The sequence below is a fragment of the Bradyrhizobium sp. CCGB12 genome, assembly GCF_024199845.1.
GTDB lineage: Bacteria > Pseudomonadota > Alphaproteobacteria > Rhizobiales > Xanthobacteraceae > Bradyrhizobium.
In genome coordinates, this window is the sequence record NZ_JANADO010000001.1 from 4,260,488 (window position 1) to 4,276,654 (window position 16,167).

13 protein-coding genes are annotated in these 16,167 nt (G+C 63.6%); 8 read left to right on the plus strand and 5 right to left on the minus strand.

Translation table 11 applies throughout. From position 1 onward, the window contains the following. Nucleotides 1-117: 117 nt before the first annotated feature. The 4 genes from NLM27_RS20010 (at nt 118) to NLM27_RS20025 (ending at nt 2,835) form a co-directional block, all read left to right on the plus strand. Nucleotides 118-1,062, plus strand: coding sequence for a metallophosphoesterase (locus NLM27_RS20010; RefSeq protein ID WP_254144939.1), 945 nt, complete (start codon nt 118-120; stop codon nt 1,060-1,062). 12 nt (nt 1,063-1,074) lie between these two features. Then, a complete protein-coding gene (locus NLM27_RS20015; protein WP_254144940.1) occupies nt 1,075-1,413 on the plus strand; it encodes a cupredoxin family copper-binding protein in 339 nt (112 codons plus the stop codon). A gap of 109 nt (nt 1,414-1,522) precedes the next feature. Continuing rightward, nucleotides 1,523-2,071, plus strand: coding sequence for a sigma-70 family RNA polymerase sigma factor (locus NLM27_RS20020; protein ID WP_254144941.1), 549 nt, complete (start codon nt 1,523-1,525; stop codon nt 2,069-2,071). Next, nucleotides 2,068-2,835: an anti-sigma factor gene (locus NLM27_RS20025; protein ID WP_254144942.1), complete on the plus strand. Its 768-nt coding sequence runs from the start codon at nt 2,068-2,070 to the stop codon at nt 2,833-2,835. The genes NLM27_RS20020 and NLM27_RS20025 overlap by 4 nt, the downstream gene beginning before the upstream one ends. A gap of 107 nt (nt 2,836-2,942) precedes the next feature. On the opposite strand, the gene hpnO is transcribed toward NLM27_RS20025, so the two are convergent. Beyond that, nucleotides 2,943-4,334: an aminobacteriohopanetriol synthase HpnO gene (gene hpnO / locus NLM27_RS20030; RefSeq protein WP_254144943.1), complete on the minus strand. Its 1,392-nt coding sequence runs from the start codon at nt 4,332-4,334 to the stop codon at nt 2,943-2,945. Nucleotides 4,335-4,475: 141 nt separating this feature from the next. On the opposite strand from hpnO, the gene NLM27_RS20035 reads away from it, so the two are divergent. After that, nucleotides 4,476-5,099: a DUF2147 domain-containing protein gene (locus tag NLM27_RS20035; RefSeq protein WP_254144944.1), complete on the plus strand. Its 624-nt coding sequence runs from the start codon at nt 4,476-4,478 to the stop codon at nt 5,097-5,099. Here NLM27_RS20035 and NLM27_RS20040 read toward each other — a convergent pair. Then, on the minus strand, nt 5,067-7,655 hold the full coding sequence (locus NLM27_RS20040; RefSeq protein WP_254144945.1) for an MMPL family transporter: 2,589 nt from the start codon (nt 7,653-7,655) through the stop codon (nt 5,067-5,069). The genes NLM27_RS20035 and NLM27_RS20040 overlap by 33 nt on opposite strands. Nucleotides 7,656-8,118: 463 nt before the next feature. Here NLM27_RS20040 and ispH point away from each other — a divergent pair, with 463 nt between their 5' ends. From ispH to NLM27_RS20055, 3 genes are all read left to right on the plus strand, one after another. Beyond that, nucleotides 8,119-9,045, plus strand: a complete 927-nt coding sequence (gene ispH, locus NLM27_RS20045; RefSeq protein ID WP_254144946.1) for a 4-hydroxy-3-methylbut-2-enyl diphosphate reductase — start codon at nt 8,119-8,121, stop codon at nt 9,043-9,045. Between the two features lie 35 nt (nt 9,046-9,080). Continuing rightward, nucleotides 9,081-10,241, plus strand: a complete 1,161-nt coding sequence (gene hpnH, locus NLM27_RS20050) for an adenosyl-hopene transferase HpnH (protein WP_212307648.1) — start codon at nt 9,081-9,083, stop codon at nt 10,239-10,241. A gap of 472 nt (nt 10,242-10,713) precedes the next feature. Beyond that, complete coding sequence (locus tag NLM27_RS20055; protein WP_254144947.1) at nt 10,714-10,953, plus strand: hypothetical protein; 240 nt, start codon at nt 10,714-10,716, stop codon at nt 10,951-10,953. A gap of 225 nt (nt 10,954-11,178) precedes the next feature. Here NLM27_RS20055 and NLM27_RS20060 read toward each other — a convergent pair whose 3' ends face one another. From NLM27_RS20060 to shc, 3 genes are all read right to left on the minus strand, one after another. Beyond that, on the minus strand, nt 11,179-12,798 hold the full coding sequence (locus NLM27_RS20060; protein WP_254144948.1) for an arylsulfatase: 1,620 nt from the start codon (nt 12,796-12,798) through the stop codon (nt 11,179-11,181). Between the two features lie 668 nt (nt 12,799-13,466). Next, complete coding sequence (locus NLM27_RS20065) at nt 13,467-14,216, minus strand: phosphorylase (RefSeq protein WP_254144949.1); 750 nt, start codon at nt 14,214-14,216, stop codon at nt 13,467-13,469. After that, nucleotides 14,213-16,165 carry a squalene--hopene cyclase gene (gene shc, locus NLM27_RS20070; protein WP_254144950.1) on the minus strand — a complete coding sequence of 651 codons (1,953 nt, stop codon included), beginning with the start codon at nt 16,163-16,165 and terminating at the stop codon, nt 14,213-14,215. The genes NLM27_RS20065 and shc overlap by 4 nt, the downstream gene beginning before the upstream one ends. Between the last annotated feature and the right edge of the window lie 2 nt (nt 16,166-16,167).

The window sequence follows — 16,167 nt, forward strand, 5'->3', positions numbered from 1 at the left end:
TCCGGGACACAAGAATTCCTCTCACCTCACGAAAACGTCATCGCAACCGGGAATAACTCCCCCGCTCCCGCGATCACCTCCCCGAAGCCCAATTCCGGGCGGAGTGGAGACGTTGCGATGAGCGGACACGATCACGGCGAAGACGGCGTCAGCCGCCGCAAAGTGCTGGAGTGCATGACCTGGGCCGGCACGGGGGTGCTCTGGACCATCAGCGGCGGCGTGCCGCGCTCGCTCGGCATCATCGATTCCGCGCAAGCCGCAACTGCGGCCGCGCCCGGCATGACCTTCCTCCAGATCAGCGACAGCCATGTCGGCTTCGACAAGCCGGCCAATCCCAACGCGCTCGGCACGCTGGAGGAAGCGGTCAACAAGATCAACGCGATGCCGGCCAAGCCTTCCTTCATGATCCACACCGGCGACATCACGCATCTGTCGAAGGCCGCCGAGTTCGACAATGCCGAGCGCATCATCTCGCAGAGCAAGCTCGACGTGCACTACGTGCCAGGCGAGCATGATTTCCTCGACGAGGAGGTGAAGTTCTATCGCGAGCGCTATGGCCGCGGCACCAAGGGTGCGGGATGGTACTCGTTTGACGCCGGCGGTGTGCACTTCATCGGCCTCGTCAACGTCGTCGACCTCAAGGCCGGCGGCCTCGGCAATCTCGGCGCGGAGCAACTTGCCTGGCTCCAGGACGATCTGCGCGGCAAATCCAAGTCGACGCCGATCGTGCTGTTCGCCCACATCCCGCTCTGGACCGTCTACCCGGAATGGGGCTGGGGCACCGAGGATGGCGGCCGCGCACTCGAATACGTCAAGGGGTTCGGCTCGGTCACCGTGCTGAACGGTCACATTCATCAGGTGATGCAGAAGGTCGAGGGCAACGTCACCTTCCACACCGCGCGCTCGACCGCCTTCCCGCAGCCCGCGCCGGGCGCCGCCCCCTCGCCCGGACCGATGAAGGTCGAGGATGCAAGGCTGCGCTCGATGCTCGGAGTTGCCAGCGTCGACTTCAAGCAGAACGAGCAGCGGCTCGCGATCATCGACACGCCGCTGCAGGGCTGACGGAAACCGACCATGAAGAAACTCAATCGCCGCGACTTCAGTGTCGAGTTCGGTCTCGCTTTGGCCGCGGCCATCCTGTTGCCCGCAACAAAAGCCCGCGCTGCCGACGACACGGAGGTCCATATCGACAACTTCGTTTTCCAGCCGACCGAGCTCAAGATCAAGGTCGGCACCACCGTGACCTGGACCAACCGGGACGACATCCCGCACACGATCGTCTCGGCCGGCAAGTTCAGGTCCAAGACCCTGGACACCGACGACAGGTTCTCCTTCACCTTCACCAATGCGGGCGACTACAAGTATTTTTGTTCGTTGCACCCGCACATGACGGGGATGATCAAGGTTGAGTAACGTCTCCAACCAAGGCATCAACGTCTTGCCTGGCCGGTGGTCCCACGCCGGCCGGGCGCGTGCGCCTTCGATCACGGCAAAAGAAGAAGCAGAGGCAAAGCGAGGAGCGATGCCGGCCACCGACGATTTACAGAAGGCGCAGCGCTTCCGGGAGGCCGCTCTGCCCTATCTCGACGACGTCTACACGCTCGCGCGCTATCTCTTGCGCGATGCCTCCGACGCCGAGGATGCGGTGCAGGAATGCTATCTGCGCGCACTGAAGCACTTCGACAGCTATCGCGGACCGGCGATGAAGCCCTGGCTGCTTGCCATCCTGCGCAACGTCTGCAACGCAGAATATGCCCGGCGCGCGCATTCGCACAGCGCGATCGAGGATCTTCCCGGCGCCGCCGAGCAGACGCCGATCTGGCAGGAGACTGGCACGAGCCCGGAGACCGAAGTGCTGCGCAGCCGCGATGCCGGCGCGATCCGCAAGCTGATCGATACGCTCGCCGAACCGTTCAAGGAGACCTTCGTGCTGCGGGAGATCAACAACCTGTCCTATCGTGAGATCGCCGAGGCCGTCGGCGCCCCCGTCGGCACCGTGATGTCCCGCCTCGCCCGCGCCCGCGCCATGCTGCGCGCGGCCTGGACGGCGGAAGAGGAGCAAGCGAAATGACCTGCGACGAAGCAACAATCCTGCTTCACGCGCTGCTCGACAACGAGCTCGACGCCGGCCATGCGCGCGAGGTCGAAGCCCATATCGCGAGCTGCCCGGCCTGCGCCGCCGACCTCGCGTCACAACGCGAAACGCAGCGCGTGCTCGCCGAGACCAGTTTGCGCTACACCGCACCGGCCAGCCTGCGCGCACGCATCGAAGCCTCGCTGCCTGAGCCGCAGCGCCAGCAGCCGACCCGCCGCTCCGTGTTGCGCGGCTTTGCGATGGGCTCGGCGGTCTCCGCGCTCGCCGCCTCCGGCGTCGTCGCCGTGGTGCTGCGTCAGGACGACCAGCAGCGCATCCTGTCGGAGGTCGTCTCCGCGCATCTGCGCTCGCTCCAGGCCGGCCATCTCACCGACGTGATCTCGACCGATCAGCACACGGTCAAACCTTGGTTCAACGGCAAGCTCGACGTCGCCCCGCCCGTGATCGACCTCACTGCGCAGGGTTTTACGCTGGTCGGCGGCCGGCTCGACTACATCGACGCCCGCGCCATCGGCGCCGTCGTCTACAAGCGTCGGCAGCACGTCATCAACCTGTTCGTGTCGCAGACATCGAACGCGGATTATCGCGCGCCGAAGACCGAGACCATGCAGGGCTTCAACTGCCGCCGCTGGGGCAATCGCGGTCTGAACTTCTGGGCCGTCAGCGATCTCGGCGCCGACGAGCTCGCCGAGTTCGTCGCGAAGTTCGAGGCGGCAATGAAGGCGAATGTGGAGGGCTAGCGGTCTCCACTGTCATTGCGAGCGTAGCGAAGTAATCCAGACTGCATCCCGGAGGGATACTGGATTGCTCGCTTCGCTCGCAATGACGATTGCTGAGTTAGTTCAGGCTACGCCGACCGTCGCACCGCGTTGTCTACCAGGGTCTTGCCGAGCGACCAGATCGCGCCGGGGACCTTGTGGCTGCCGGCGATGACGTCGTCGAACGCCTTCTCGATCCAGCTGCAGTCTTCTTCGGTGATGGTAAGCGGCGGCAGCAGCTTGATGGTGTGACTGCCGTGGCCGGCGACCTGGGTCAGGATCTTGTGATCCTTGAACAGCGGCACGGTGATGAGCTGGCAGAACAGGCCCTTGTTGGCGGTCTCCAGCACGTTCCAGGAGGCGCGAAGGCGCAGCGACTTCGGCGGGCCGAACTCGACGCCGATCATGAGGCCCTTGCCGCGCACTTCCTTCATCAGCTCGTAGCCGGGAACCATGCGCGTCAGCGCCAGGCGCAGCTCGGCGCCGCGCTTGGCGGCGGACTCGATCAGCTTCTCGGACTCCATGACGTCGAGCGTGGCGATGCCCGCGGCCATCGCGAGGTCGTTCTTGGAGAAGGTGGAGCCGTGCACCACCGCGCGGTCCATCTGGTTGAAGATCTTGTCGAAGATGCTCTTGCGCGTCAGCACCGCGCCAACAGGCACGTGGCCGCCCGACAGCGACTTCGACAGCAGCACCATGTCGGGCTCGACGTTCCAGTGCTCGACCGCAAGGAAGCGGCCTGTGCGGCCCATGCCGGTCTGGATCTCGTCGGCGACGAACAGCGTGCCGTATTTCTTGCAGAGCGCAGCCGCGCCGGGCAGGAACTCGTCGGTGGGCATGTTGACGCCCTTGCCCTGGATCGGCTCGACGACGAATGCCGCGACCTCGCGCGAGGCCAGCGCCTTTTCCAGCGCGGCCAGATCGTTGAACGGGATCGGGGTGCAGCCCGGCAGCAACGGCTCGAAACCGGTGCGGAAGTTCGAATCACCCGTGAGCGACAGCGCGCCATAGGTCAGGCCGTGATAGCCGTGGGCGCAATAGACGATACCGGGACGGCCGGTGGCACCGCGCGCGAACTTGATCGCGGCTTCGACGCATTCGGCGCCGGAATTGGCGAAAAACGCCTTGTCGAGATAGGGAACATATTTCAGGAGGCGCTCGGCCAGCACGCCGGCGAGCACCGAGACGTCGAACTGGACGAGGTTGGGCAGGTCGGCATCGAGCACGCTCTTGAGCGCCTCGCGCATGACGGGATGATTGCGCCCGATCGCAAACACGCCAAAGCCGGACAAGAGGTCGAGATAGCGCGCGCCGTCGCGGTCGTAGAGGTACTGCCCCTGCCCCTTCTGGAAACCGACATCGTAGCCGATGGTCTTGAGAACCCGAACGAACTGCTCGTTCAGATGCCGATTATGCAGGGCGCTGCGCTGGGCCTGACGGTCCGCGAATAGCTGAGACATGTCTGGATTTGGGCTGTGCATCCGCTACATACTTCGGTTGAGGGCCGTCTCGTCAACTGAAAACGGACCGCTATCGAAAACGCTCTGTGCGGCCTTTTGCCCTTTTTCGGACCATCTTCGCAAGCACAGCTTTAGACCATGTTGCACTGCCAAGGAACACTCATGCGTTTAGCCCTTTACACCGGAATAATACTGGCTGGCGGTTACACCTGTCTGACCCCGGCGCTCGCCGCTGACCCCACCGGCGACTGGCGGGTCGCCGATGGCGTCGCCAACATCCGTGTCGCCCAATGCAATGGCAGCATGTGGGGCGCGGTTTCCTGGGAAAAACAGCCCGGCGGCCGCGACGAGAACAACCCGGATGCTTCAAAAAAGAACAGGCCGACGCTGGGCATGGCGACCCTGATCGACATGAAGAAGAAGCCCGGCGTCGATCAGTGGGAAGGGCAGGTCTACAACGCCAAGGACGGCCAGCTCTATAGCGCGACCATCACGCCTGCTGGTTCTGACCAGCTCGAAATCAAGGGCTGCGTGATGGGCTTTCTCTGCGGCGGTGAGACCTGGACCCGCGTTGGCCCGCCGATCCCCCTAAGCCCCGCCAACGCCATGGCCAAGGGCGCGCCGAAGTCCTCCGGCGCGGCGCCGAAAGCCCAGGGAACGACGGGCGCCACGGCGCCTGCACCCGGCTCCCCGAAACCCACCGCCGCGAAGCCCGGTCAGAAGAACGCCGCCGACGCCGTCGGCGACATTTGCCTACTCCCTGAGATTGCGGGGTTTGCCCATTAGGGCCGGCTGGAACAGCAGCACTGCGGCAAGCGTCGTCACCAGCGAGAGGGCGAGCAGCTTGCCCATGCTGGACGTGCCGGGATGGCTCGACAGCCACAGGCTGCCGAACGCGGTTGCCGTCGTCAGCGCGCTGAAGAAAATCGCGCGTGTCAGGCTGGTCTGCAGCAGGTTCGTCCTGCCCGAGCGCCAGGCCACGACATAATAGATCTTGAAAGCGACGCCGACGCCGAGCAGCAGCGGGAATGCGACGATGTTGGCGAAGTTGAGCGGCAGGCCGATCAACACGCAGATCTCGAGCGTCACCGCGCCGGCCACCAGCAGCGGCACCAGCGTCATCAGCACGTCGACGAACCGCCGGAGCGTGATCCACAACAGCAGGCCGATCACCAGCAGCGCATAGATGCCGGCATGGATGAACGCCTTCACCACGGTGTCACCCGATTTCAGGATCGAGACCGGCCCGCCGATGGCGGTCGGCTCGGCCGCGAGCACGGCCGCTGCAAATTTGCGCAGCGTGTCGTTGTCGTTGGGATCGCCCTTCGGCAACGCCTCGACGCGGATGATGCCGTCCTTGCTCTTCCAGCCACTGACGAGATCGGGCGGCAGTGACTTCAACGTCACCGGCTCGGCCTGCAACGCATTCCTGAGCTGGTCGAAGACGATCTTCATCGGCGTGACGAATACGTCTTGCGCCTTGTTGCGCGTGGCCTCGTCGGAATTCGCGAGCTTCTCGAGCGCGTCCGCCAGCCGACGCGAGGTGACCGCACCCGGTCCCTTCGCATCACCCGCGGTCCGGCGCAGATTGTCGACCGAGGATTTCAGCGCCTCGACGTTTTCCTGGTCCGACGGCGCCGCGTCGATCTGGTCGGGATTGAGCGCGGGGTTCAGCACCTTGGCGCCCTGCGCGAGCAGCTTCAGCTTCGGCGGCTGATCCTGCGGCACGAAGCTGTCGAGGGACATCACCCGCAGCACCTCGGGCACCTTCTCCAGCTTCGCCTCGACCTGCCTCGCCTGCTCCTCCGACGTCGTCATCACGTTGATCGCATTGGCACCGGTGTTGGGATCCTTGCGCAGGTCGAGGAAGGTCGCGATGGATTCAGCGTGCGGGTTACGCAGATTCATCGGATTGAAGTCGAACTTCATGAAGTAGAGCAGCGGCAGTCCGGCGAGCGCCAGCAGCAACGTGCCGCCGACGACCAGCACACGGTGTTTCTCCAGGAAATGGTCGAGCGGCGCCAGGAAGGCGTAGCCGACCGGCTCCATCTCGCCGGGCGGGTTCAGCAGCTTCAGCATTGCCGGCAAGACGGTGATCGAGGAGACGAACGCCACCAGCATGCCGACACCGGCGATCTGGCCGAGCTCCGCGATACCCTTGTAGTCGGTCGGCATGAAACAGAGGAAGCCGGCGGCTGTCGCCATCGCCGCGAGCGACAACGGCACGGCCGAACGCTTGGCTGCCAGCACCAGCGCCCCCGAGAGATCGTTGTGCTTGTAGCGCTCGGAGCGATAGCGAACGCTGTACTGGATGCCGAAATCGACGCCGAGGCCGACGAAAAGCACGGCGAACGCGATCGACAGCAGGTTGAACGAGCCGACCATCATCAGTCCCGCAGCGGTCGTGATCGCAAGCCCGACGAAGAGATTGATGAACACCGCGAAGATGATCTTCGCCGAATGCAGCGCCAGCCACAGGATGAGCAGCACGACCAGGACAGTGCCGATGCCGTTGACGACGGCGCCTTCCTGCACGGTCGCGTATTCCTCGTTGGCGATCGGGACCGGGCCGGTCAGTCGCACCCGCGCCTGGTACTTGGTGGGAAAATCGAGATCGGCCGCGGCTTTGCGGATCGCGTCGGTGGCATCCTTGCCAGGCTCCAACGCGTTGTAGTCGAGGATTGGCTTGAACTCGATGAAAGCGCGCTTGTCCGAATCCTTCAGCGGCTCGTCGCTGACGAGCTCGCGCCAGGAGAAGCTCGCATTGCCCTTGTTGAGCACGGTCTCGACCGTCTGCGCGATCAGGTTGAACGGACGCTCGGTGTTGTCGAGCTTGACCTGCCCGCGCTTGACGCCGGCAAGTCCCGTCTCCAGCGCGCCGGTGAGGCCCCGGATCGAGGGATCGCCAGCCATGATCTCGATCAGGGGTGCTGCGGATTCGAACTGGCCGGTGATCTTGCCGACTTCTTCCGTCGGCAGAAACAACAGTCCGTTCTTCTCGAAGAACTCGCCGCTGCCGAGTTGCTGCATCGACTGGAAGTTGGTCTTGTCGTCCTTCAGCCTGGCATAGAGTGCGTCTGCCGCGGCGCTCGTCATTTCCGGCGTGCGGGCCTCGACCACAGCGAGGATCGTTTCGTTTTGATCGAACGCTTTGTCGAATTGCTGGTCACGCTTGCGCCAGTCGAGATTTTGAGAAATCAGCGAATTGATGTCGGTGTTGATGGCGAAATGGCGCGCAGCATAATAGCCCGCTCCCACCGCCAGCAGGAGCCCGAGAACGACGACGAGGGTGGCAAACCGGGTGCAGGCCCTGACAATGGCAACGACTACGCTTTGCAGCACTTCTTTTCTTTCTGCGGTTAACAGCTTGCCGGAAACGCCCGCTGTTTATCGGAGTTCCCGGGCGAAACCTATTGCTGTTTTGAGTGGCGCTCGCCGCGAGAAGGTTCGAGGTAAACGGCGGAGGACCGTCGCAAAATCATGCGGGGCGGTCGGTATAGCCGGGGACTTGAGGCGGGAAAGTGACGAAGGGGTGAGCACAAATGTCGCCATCGTGCCTACCAGAAATTACATACTATAGTACCGTTACATTAATCTAACTGGGAACCCAAGGCTCATTCCACCTTCCCTTTCTGCCGATTTTTTGACACAAAGTATTGCGCCTCCATGCGCCGGAGCCCCCATCGGGGGTGGGCGGCTACCGCGTGCGCGAGACCAATGGTGCGGATATTGCACGTCATTGGTCATATCGGGGTGTCGCCGGAAACTTGAAGCGGATTGGTGCAACTTGCGTGATGGACGTCCCATGGAAGTTTATCTGGCGCAGCCGCGCGGCTTCTGCGCGGGCGTGGTGCGTGCGATCGAGATCGTGGAACGGGCCCTGGAGAAGTACGGCCCGCCCGTCTACGTGCGCCACGAGATCGTGCACAACAAATACGTCGTCGAGAGCCTGAAGAACAAGGGCGCGATCTTCGTCGAGGAATTGTCCGAAGTGCCGCCGAAGGCCGTGACGGTCTTCAGCGCCCATGGTGTCGCCCGCAGCGTCGAGGAAGAGGCTGCCGCGCGCGACCTTCCGGTGCTCAATGCCACCTGCCCGCTGGTCACGAAAGTTCACAATCAGGGGAAGCGCTACATCACCAAGGGCCGCACCCTGATCCTGATCGGCCATGCCGGCCACCCCGAGGTCGAGGGCACGATGGGCCAGGTTCCCGCCCCCGTGCTGCTTGTTCAAAGCGTTGAAGAGGTTAACGCACTGACGCTGCCCGCAGATACGCCAGTGGCCTACATCACGCAGACCACCCTGTCGGTCGACGACACCCGGGACATCATCGCCGCCCTCCAGGCCCGCTTTACAGATATTCAAGGTCCGGATATCCGGGATATCTGCTATGCGACACAGAACCGCCAATCTGCGGTAAGGGATTTGAGCAAGCTGGTCGACGTGATCCTGGTGGTGGGCGCTGCCAACAGCTCGAACTCGAACCGGCTCCGCGAAATCGGCACCGAAGCCGGCGTCGCGAGTTATTTGATTGCCGACGGCAGCGAGCTCAATCCGGAGTGGTTGAAAGATGCCAGAACCGTCGGCGTCACGGCCGGCGCTTCGGCGCCCGAGGTACTTGTGGATGACGTGATCGAAGCGATGCGGCGAATCGGACCAGTCCAGGTCTCCGTGCTGCCGGGCCGCGAGGAAAACATCGAATTCCGGCTTCCGGCCCAACTGGCTGCGAGCTGACCCACCCGAATTCCAAGCCCAGAAAGAAACTTGTAATGGCCATCCCCTTCTTCAAGGAAATGCGTATCGGCGGCTATTTGCTCAAGCAGAAACTGCTTGGCCGCAAGCGCTATCCGCTCGTGCTGATGCTGGAGCCGCTGTTTCGCTGCAACCTCGCCTGCGTCGGCTGCGGCAAGATCGATTATCCCGATGCGATCCTCAACCGCCGCATGACGGCGCAGGAGTGCTGGGACGCCGCCGACGAATGTGGCGCGCCGATGGTCGCCATTCCCGGCGGCGAGCCGCTGATCCACAAGGAGATCGGCGAGATCGTGCGCGGCCTCGTGGAGCGCAAGAAGTTCGTCTCGCTCTGCACCAACGCGCTGCTGCTCGAGAAGAAGCTCGACCTGTTCACGCCCTCGCCTTACCTGTTCTTCTCCGTGCATCTCGACGGCCTGAAGGACCATCACGACAAGGCGGTGTCGCAGAAGGGCGTGTTCGACCGCGCGGTGTCCGCGATCAAGGCGGCCAAGGCGCGCGGCTTCACCGTCAACGTCAATGCCACCATCTTCGACGGCCACCCGGCCGAGGAGATCGCAAAATTCCTCGACCTCACCGTCGAGCTCGGCGTCGGCGTCTCGATGTCGCCGGGTTACGCCTATGAGCGCGCGCCGGACCAGGAGCACTTCCTCAACCGCACCAAGACCAAGAAGCTGTTCCGCGACGTCTTCGCGATGGGCAAGGGCAAGAAGTGGAACTTCATGCATTCCGGCCTGTTCCTGGACTTCCTCGCCGGCAACCAGGAATACGAGTGCACGCCCTGGGGCATGCCCGCGCGCAACATTTTTGGCTGGCAGAAGCCCTGTTACCTCCTCGGTGAAGGCTATGCCAAGACCTTCAAGGAGCTGATGGACACCACCGACTGGGAAACCTACGGCACCGGCAAGTACGAGAAGTGCGCCGACTGTATGGCCCATTGCGGCTACGAGCCGACGGCGGCGACCGCCGCGCTCAACAACCCGCTGAAGGCGATGTGGGTGTCGCTGCGCGGCATCAAGACCTCCGGCCCGATGGCGCCGGAGATCGACATGTCCAAGCAGCGCCCGGCGCAGTACATCTTCTCGGAGCAGGTCCAGAAGAAGCTCTCCGAGATCCGCAAGGACGAAGCCGCCGCCGCGCAGGCGAAGGCCGCGCAGAAGGCTTCGACGGCCGCGTAAGCGCGCGAGCCACAGTCACAAACAGAAAGGCCCGGACGCCATTGGCGACCGGGCCTTTCTTTTTGCCCGCTGATGCGTCGGGGGAACAGCGGAGCCCGATCCGCGAGCTATGCTCCCTCCCCTCCTTTGCTGGCCGGGCCGGGCCGCCCAACTTGCAAAAATGTGAAAAACAACCCCATGCACAGTAGAGACGCGCTTGCCAGACGGCGCGATGTCGAATTGGCTAGGCGATTGGCGCGTCGCGTAGATCAGCGGCAAACGGGTAATGGCGAGGCTTGCGGAATGCTGCCCGGCAATTCGGTCCGCCGCCAGCTTCAGTGCAATTCAAGGCCAGCACTAATTTCGTATTTTTAGAATTTCGTTTGACCCGTCGGGCAAAACAATGGCACTATGCCATGCTGGCCCCGGTTGAAGAGCGGCAACCGACGCGCTCCCGACAGCGGCGGACAAGCGGCTATCTCCCGAGCCACCGATGAAGAGCGACGGGACATCGATCGTTCTGCCCGATTGGGGCACCTATGCGGCGCCGGGCGCGCTCGATCTCATGAGGACGAAGGCGGCGACGAGGATGGGTGGCATCGAGCTGATCGACTGCGCCGGCCACTGGATCCAACAGGAGCAGCCGGTTCGGCTCAGCACGCTCCTGCTCGCCTTCATCAAGGAGGCAGGTGGAACGGATCACTCTGGCGATTTTGGCCTTGGCAGCCGTTAGTCCGTGGGATGGGTTGAGCTCTTGCGCGCGCGGCGCTTCGTGAGACGCACCGGGTCGGGCGATCAGTCAGACGATGGCTGCGATTACGGAGAGCCGTGATCGGCAAGGATGGGTTTCGCAGGGGCTCAACCCATCCTACGAACTAACCGCCTTTGGTGCCAATGCAGCATCGATCAAGCTCGACTGCGCCCGTCAACGCGGCAAGACAGGCGCAGCCAATCCTGCCTACCGCCCTGCGACAGAAGTGGCTCGCAGTGCTTGCCCTACCGCGTCGCCGAGATTGAAGCCGGCCGGGTTCTGACGCTGCGGGAAGGCCTTGAACGACTGCAGGTGCTGGTTCACGAACGCCTGGGCCGGCACCACCGTCCATAGCTTTTGGCCCGCGTAGATCGGGTAGTAGGGCGCCTCCATGTGCTGCTCGAACGGGTCCACTCGCAGGTTCACCGGCCGCGGCACGGTCGGCGTCTCGAGTTGCCCCGCGAACCAGTTGTCCTTGACTTGGAAGTGGATCTTCCAGTCGTCGACGCGGATGGCGTAGAGATTGGCCTCGCCGTAGTAGAAGAACTCGCGGCGGGCGGATTCCTTGCTCTGACCGGAGAGGTAGGGCAACTGGTTATAGCCGTCGAGATGCACTTTGAAGGACTTGTCGCCGGCCTTGTACCCCGTGAGCAGTTTCTCCTTCACGTCGGGCACGCCAGCGGCGGCCATGACTGTCGGCACCACGTCCTCCAGCGAGAAGATACCGTTGAGCACCTGCCCCGCGGGAATCCGCCCGGGCCAGCGCATCACGAACGGCACGCGGAATCCCCCCTCCCAGCCAAGTCCTTTCTCGCCGCGGAACGGAGTGGTCCCCCCGTCCGGCCAGCTGAACTTCTCCGCGCCGTTGTCGGTGGTGAAGATCACGATGGTGTTGTCGGCCAATCCCAACTCGTCGAGTTTCTTCAGGAGTTCGCCGACCACGAAGTCGAGCTCCATCATCCCGTCGGCGTAGAGGCCGTATTTCGTCTTGCCTTTCCAGCGATCCGACAGATGCGTGAACACGTGCATGCGCGTCGTGTTGTGCCACAGGAAGAAGGGCTTGTTGGCGTCCCGCGCCCGCGCCATGAAGTCGAGCGAGCGTTGCAGCAGGTCGTCTTCGACCGTTTCCATTCGCTTGCTCGTCAAGGGGCCGCTGTCCCTGATGGTTTGTTTTCCCACGCGGCCGAAGCGCTGGTCGACGGTCGCGTCTTCCTTCTCCGTGGCCTTGCAGTCCAGCACGCCACGCGGTCCGAACTTCTGCTGGAATGCCGGGTCGTTTTTCGGATAGTCCACCTGTTCCGGCTCTTCCTCGGCGTTGAGATGGTAGAGGTTGCCGTAGAACTCGTCGAAGCCGTGCACGGTCGGCAGGAACTCGTTGCGGTCCCCCAGGTGGTTCTTCCCTATCTGGGCGGTCACGTAGCCCAGCGGCTTGAGCAGATCGGCAAGGGTGGGATCTTCGAACATGAGCCCTTGCGGCGCACCCGGCAGTCCGACCGCGGTCAGGCCCGTGCGCATCGGTATCTGCCCGGTGATGAAGGCGGCGCGTCCGGCGATGCGATCGATGTTGGGGGTGCGCCCGCCCATGAGGCCGTGATGGTAGGCGCTGACGTTGAATACGCCGATATCGTCGGCCATGATCGCCAAGACGTTTGGGAGGCGTCCGGTTGGTTGCGCCGGCACCGGTTGCTGTGCCTGTGCCATCCGGACCGAAGCGCCGACGCTCAGCGCGGAAGCAGCCGCAAGCGCGGTGCTGCCAAGCAGGATGCGGCGACGATCGAGATCAGGCGCTTGTGTCGATATTTGTGTCTGCTCTTTTTGGACGCTCATGCTTTCCTCCACAAACAGATTGCTCAGGAGAGCCTTGTTGCACGAGCGCAGCGACCGACCACGCGCTTACCGCGCAGCAAAGCGAGTCCGGCGCGGTAATGCCGGACCTCGATTGGGGAGAGCAATTGTCCAAGAGACCGCGCCGCCAAGGTACAATTTAGGAGCGTGGTTCCGAGCAAGATGCTTGATCTGAATCAAAGCTTGGCGCGGATGTAGCTGCAGTAGCCCGGTAGGGTGGGTTGAGCTCTTGCGAAATCGATCGCACGTGTTTCGTGGTAGCGTCTCGTCATGACCGCGGACCGCGCAACTTCGTTCCGGGTGGATGCTTCTTCTTCACCGTTGATCTGGCGGAGCGGAAGCTATCGTTGCTGACGGATCATGTCGAGCTATGCGCGCGGCGTTTTGTGAGACGCACCGGGGTGAGCGATCAGTCAGATGATGGCCGCGATTACCGAGAGCCGTGATTGGGAAGAGATGGGTTTCGCAAGGGCTCAACCCATCCTACGAACTGAAGCCCGGATGGAGCGAGGTGAAGTCCGAGACAGTCTCTCCGTGTTGCAAGACCCCGGATTGCGCTTCGCTCCATCCAGGCTACGCACACCAAACGAAAAAGGCCCGGTCGCCAATCGCGACCGGGCCTTTATCTTTTCTCAGTTCGAAGCAGCCGCTCAGGCCGCCTTCGACACCAGCTCTTCGCTCTCGATCAGCTCCGTGCCGATCAGATAGTCACGGCAGCCGCGCAAGGAACGCAGCGCACGGTTGAAGTCGATGCCGGTCGAGACCAGCGCATGCAGCGTGGTGGGATTGCGCACGATGCCGCGCAGCACGGCGGCGAGGTCGATCTGACCGTTCGGCTTGATCGCGGCGCGGGCGAGCGCCGGCAGCGCGCGATGGGCGGGGTCGCTGATGACGCGGACCGCGGCGAAAGGCAGCCCGGCCTCGGCGGCGTAGGCGGCCGCGATGTGGCTCTCCATGTCGACGGCGGCAGCTCCCGTCTCCGAATGCAGCGCCGCCTTGCAGGCCCGCTTCGTGACCACTTCCTCGGCACCGGCGAGGCTGCCGCGCACCACGCGGCGGCGTCCCGACGTCAGGCGGTCGATGAGGTCGTCGCCGAGCGACAGTCCGGCGGCCCAGCGGGTGTCGCCGGACAGCACCTCGGTCGCCAGCACGACGTCGCCGGAGCGCAGCGTCGGGTCGAGCCCACCGGCCACGCCGAACGAGATCACGCCGCGAATCGTCTCGGGATCCACCACCGTCAGAAGCGCCCGCAACTGGGTCGGGCTGCTGGATGAGCAGATGACCGCCATGCCTGGCCCGGCCGCAATGCGGGCCTCTTGAACCAGTCCAGTCACGATCAGTATCGGCCGCGGGTCGATGGCATTACCCGCGGTAAAATAGTCCCCCGTCCCCAAAGTCACATTCCGACCCCTACCACCCTGCTGTTGGTGTTCCGCAAGTTCCGATACCGCGCCAGCGCCCACAGCGGAAAGAACTTTGGGTAACCATGATAACGTAGATAGAACACGCGGGGGAAGCCTGTGGCGGTGTAACGCTGCTCGTCCCACAGTCCTTTTTTGTTCTGTGTTGCAATCAGGTACTCCACCCCGCGGGCGACGGCCGGGTGATCAACCTCGCCTGCGGCCATCAGGGCAAGCAAAGCCCATGCCGTTTGCGAGGCGGTCGAGGGTGCCGCCTCCCAGCCCTTGTAATCCAGCCGGTAGCTGACGGCGTCCTCGCCCCAGCCGCCGTCGTCGTTCTGGATCGAGGCCAGCCAGTCCGCGGCCTTGCGAATCATGGGGTCCTTGTGGTCAACGCCGGCCATATTGAGGGCGCAGAGCACCGACCAGGTTCCATAGATGAAGTTCATGCCCCAGCGGCCATACCAGGACCCCTCCGGGTGCTGGGTCTTCCTGAGGTATGCGACACCATCGGCGACGTGCTTGCTGCTCTTCGCGGTCTCGCCGAGCTGGGCCAGCATCGAGATGCAGCGTGCGGTGACGTCCTCGGTCGGCGGGTCGAGCAGCGCGCCGTGGTCGGAGAACGGGATGTTGTTCAAATAATATTCGAGGTTGTTGACGTCGAAGGCAGCCCAGCCGCCGTCGTCGCTCTGCATGCCCTCGATCCACTCCCGGCCGCGGGCGATCGCGGTGTCGTAGCCGGTCGTGCCGTGCTCCCGGCGCATGCGGTCCATCGACATCACCACGACGGCGGTGTCGTCGAGATCAGGATAATGGGCGTTGTTGTACTGGAAGGCCCAGCCGCCGGGGCGCACGTCGGGCCGCTTCACCGCCCAGTCGCCCTTCACCTCGAGCTCCTGCTTCGGGATCAGCCAGTCGAGGCCCTGCTTGGCCGCCGGCACCGCCTTGTCGCCGCCGGCTTCGAGCAGCGCGTGCGCGGTCAACGTCGTGTCCCACACCGGCGAGACGCAGGGCTGGCAATAGGCTTCGTCGCCTTTGATGACGAGCAGCTTGTCGATGCCCCGACGTGTCGTGGCGCGCGGCGGATAATTCTCGTCCTTGCCGAGTGCGTCGTACATCATGACGATGTTGGCCATCGGCGGGTAGATCGCGCCCATGCCGTCCTCGCCGTTGAGCCGCTCCTCGGTGAAGGCGAGCGCCGCGTCGATGGCGCGCTTGCGCAGGCTCTTGGGAAACATCGGCTCGATCACGCGCAGAATCGCGTCGAGCGAGCGGAACAGCACGAACCAGGCCATGCTCTGATGCGGTGCCTTCGCGGTCATGCCGATCGAGCGCGGATCCTGGAGGAACAGCTCGTCGATGCCGACCGCCTTCGGATTCTTTGCGCGCGGCTTCAGCGCGGCGATCACCATCAGCGGCACCATCGTGGTGCGCGCCCAATACGAGATCTTGTTGAGATGAAACGGCGACCAGAACGGCAGCAGCACGATCTCGACCGGCAACACCGGCACCGCGCGCCAGGTCACGACGCCGAACGTTGCGAGCAAAAAGCGCGTGAAGACGTTGCTGTTGATGGCGCCGCCACGGGCGTGAATTGCCTCGCGCGCGCGCACCATGTGCGGCGCGTCGACGGAGTCGCCGATCATCTTCAGCGCGAAGTATGCCTTCACGCTCGCGCTCATGTCGAACTCGCCGTCATGCACCAGCGGCCAGCCGCCATGGGCACCCTGCACGCGGCGCAGATAATTGCCGATCTTGGCCTCAAGCGCGGTGTCGACCGGCTCGGCGAGATAGTGACGCAGGAGAACGTATTCGGCCGGAATCGTGCAGTCGGCCTCGAGCTCGAACACCCAATGGCCGTCGGGTTGCTGGAAGTCGAGCACGCCTTGCGTCGCCGACGCGATGCTCGATTCCAAAGCTTCGCGGCTGGTCGCGTTCACGGAATCCATGT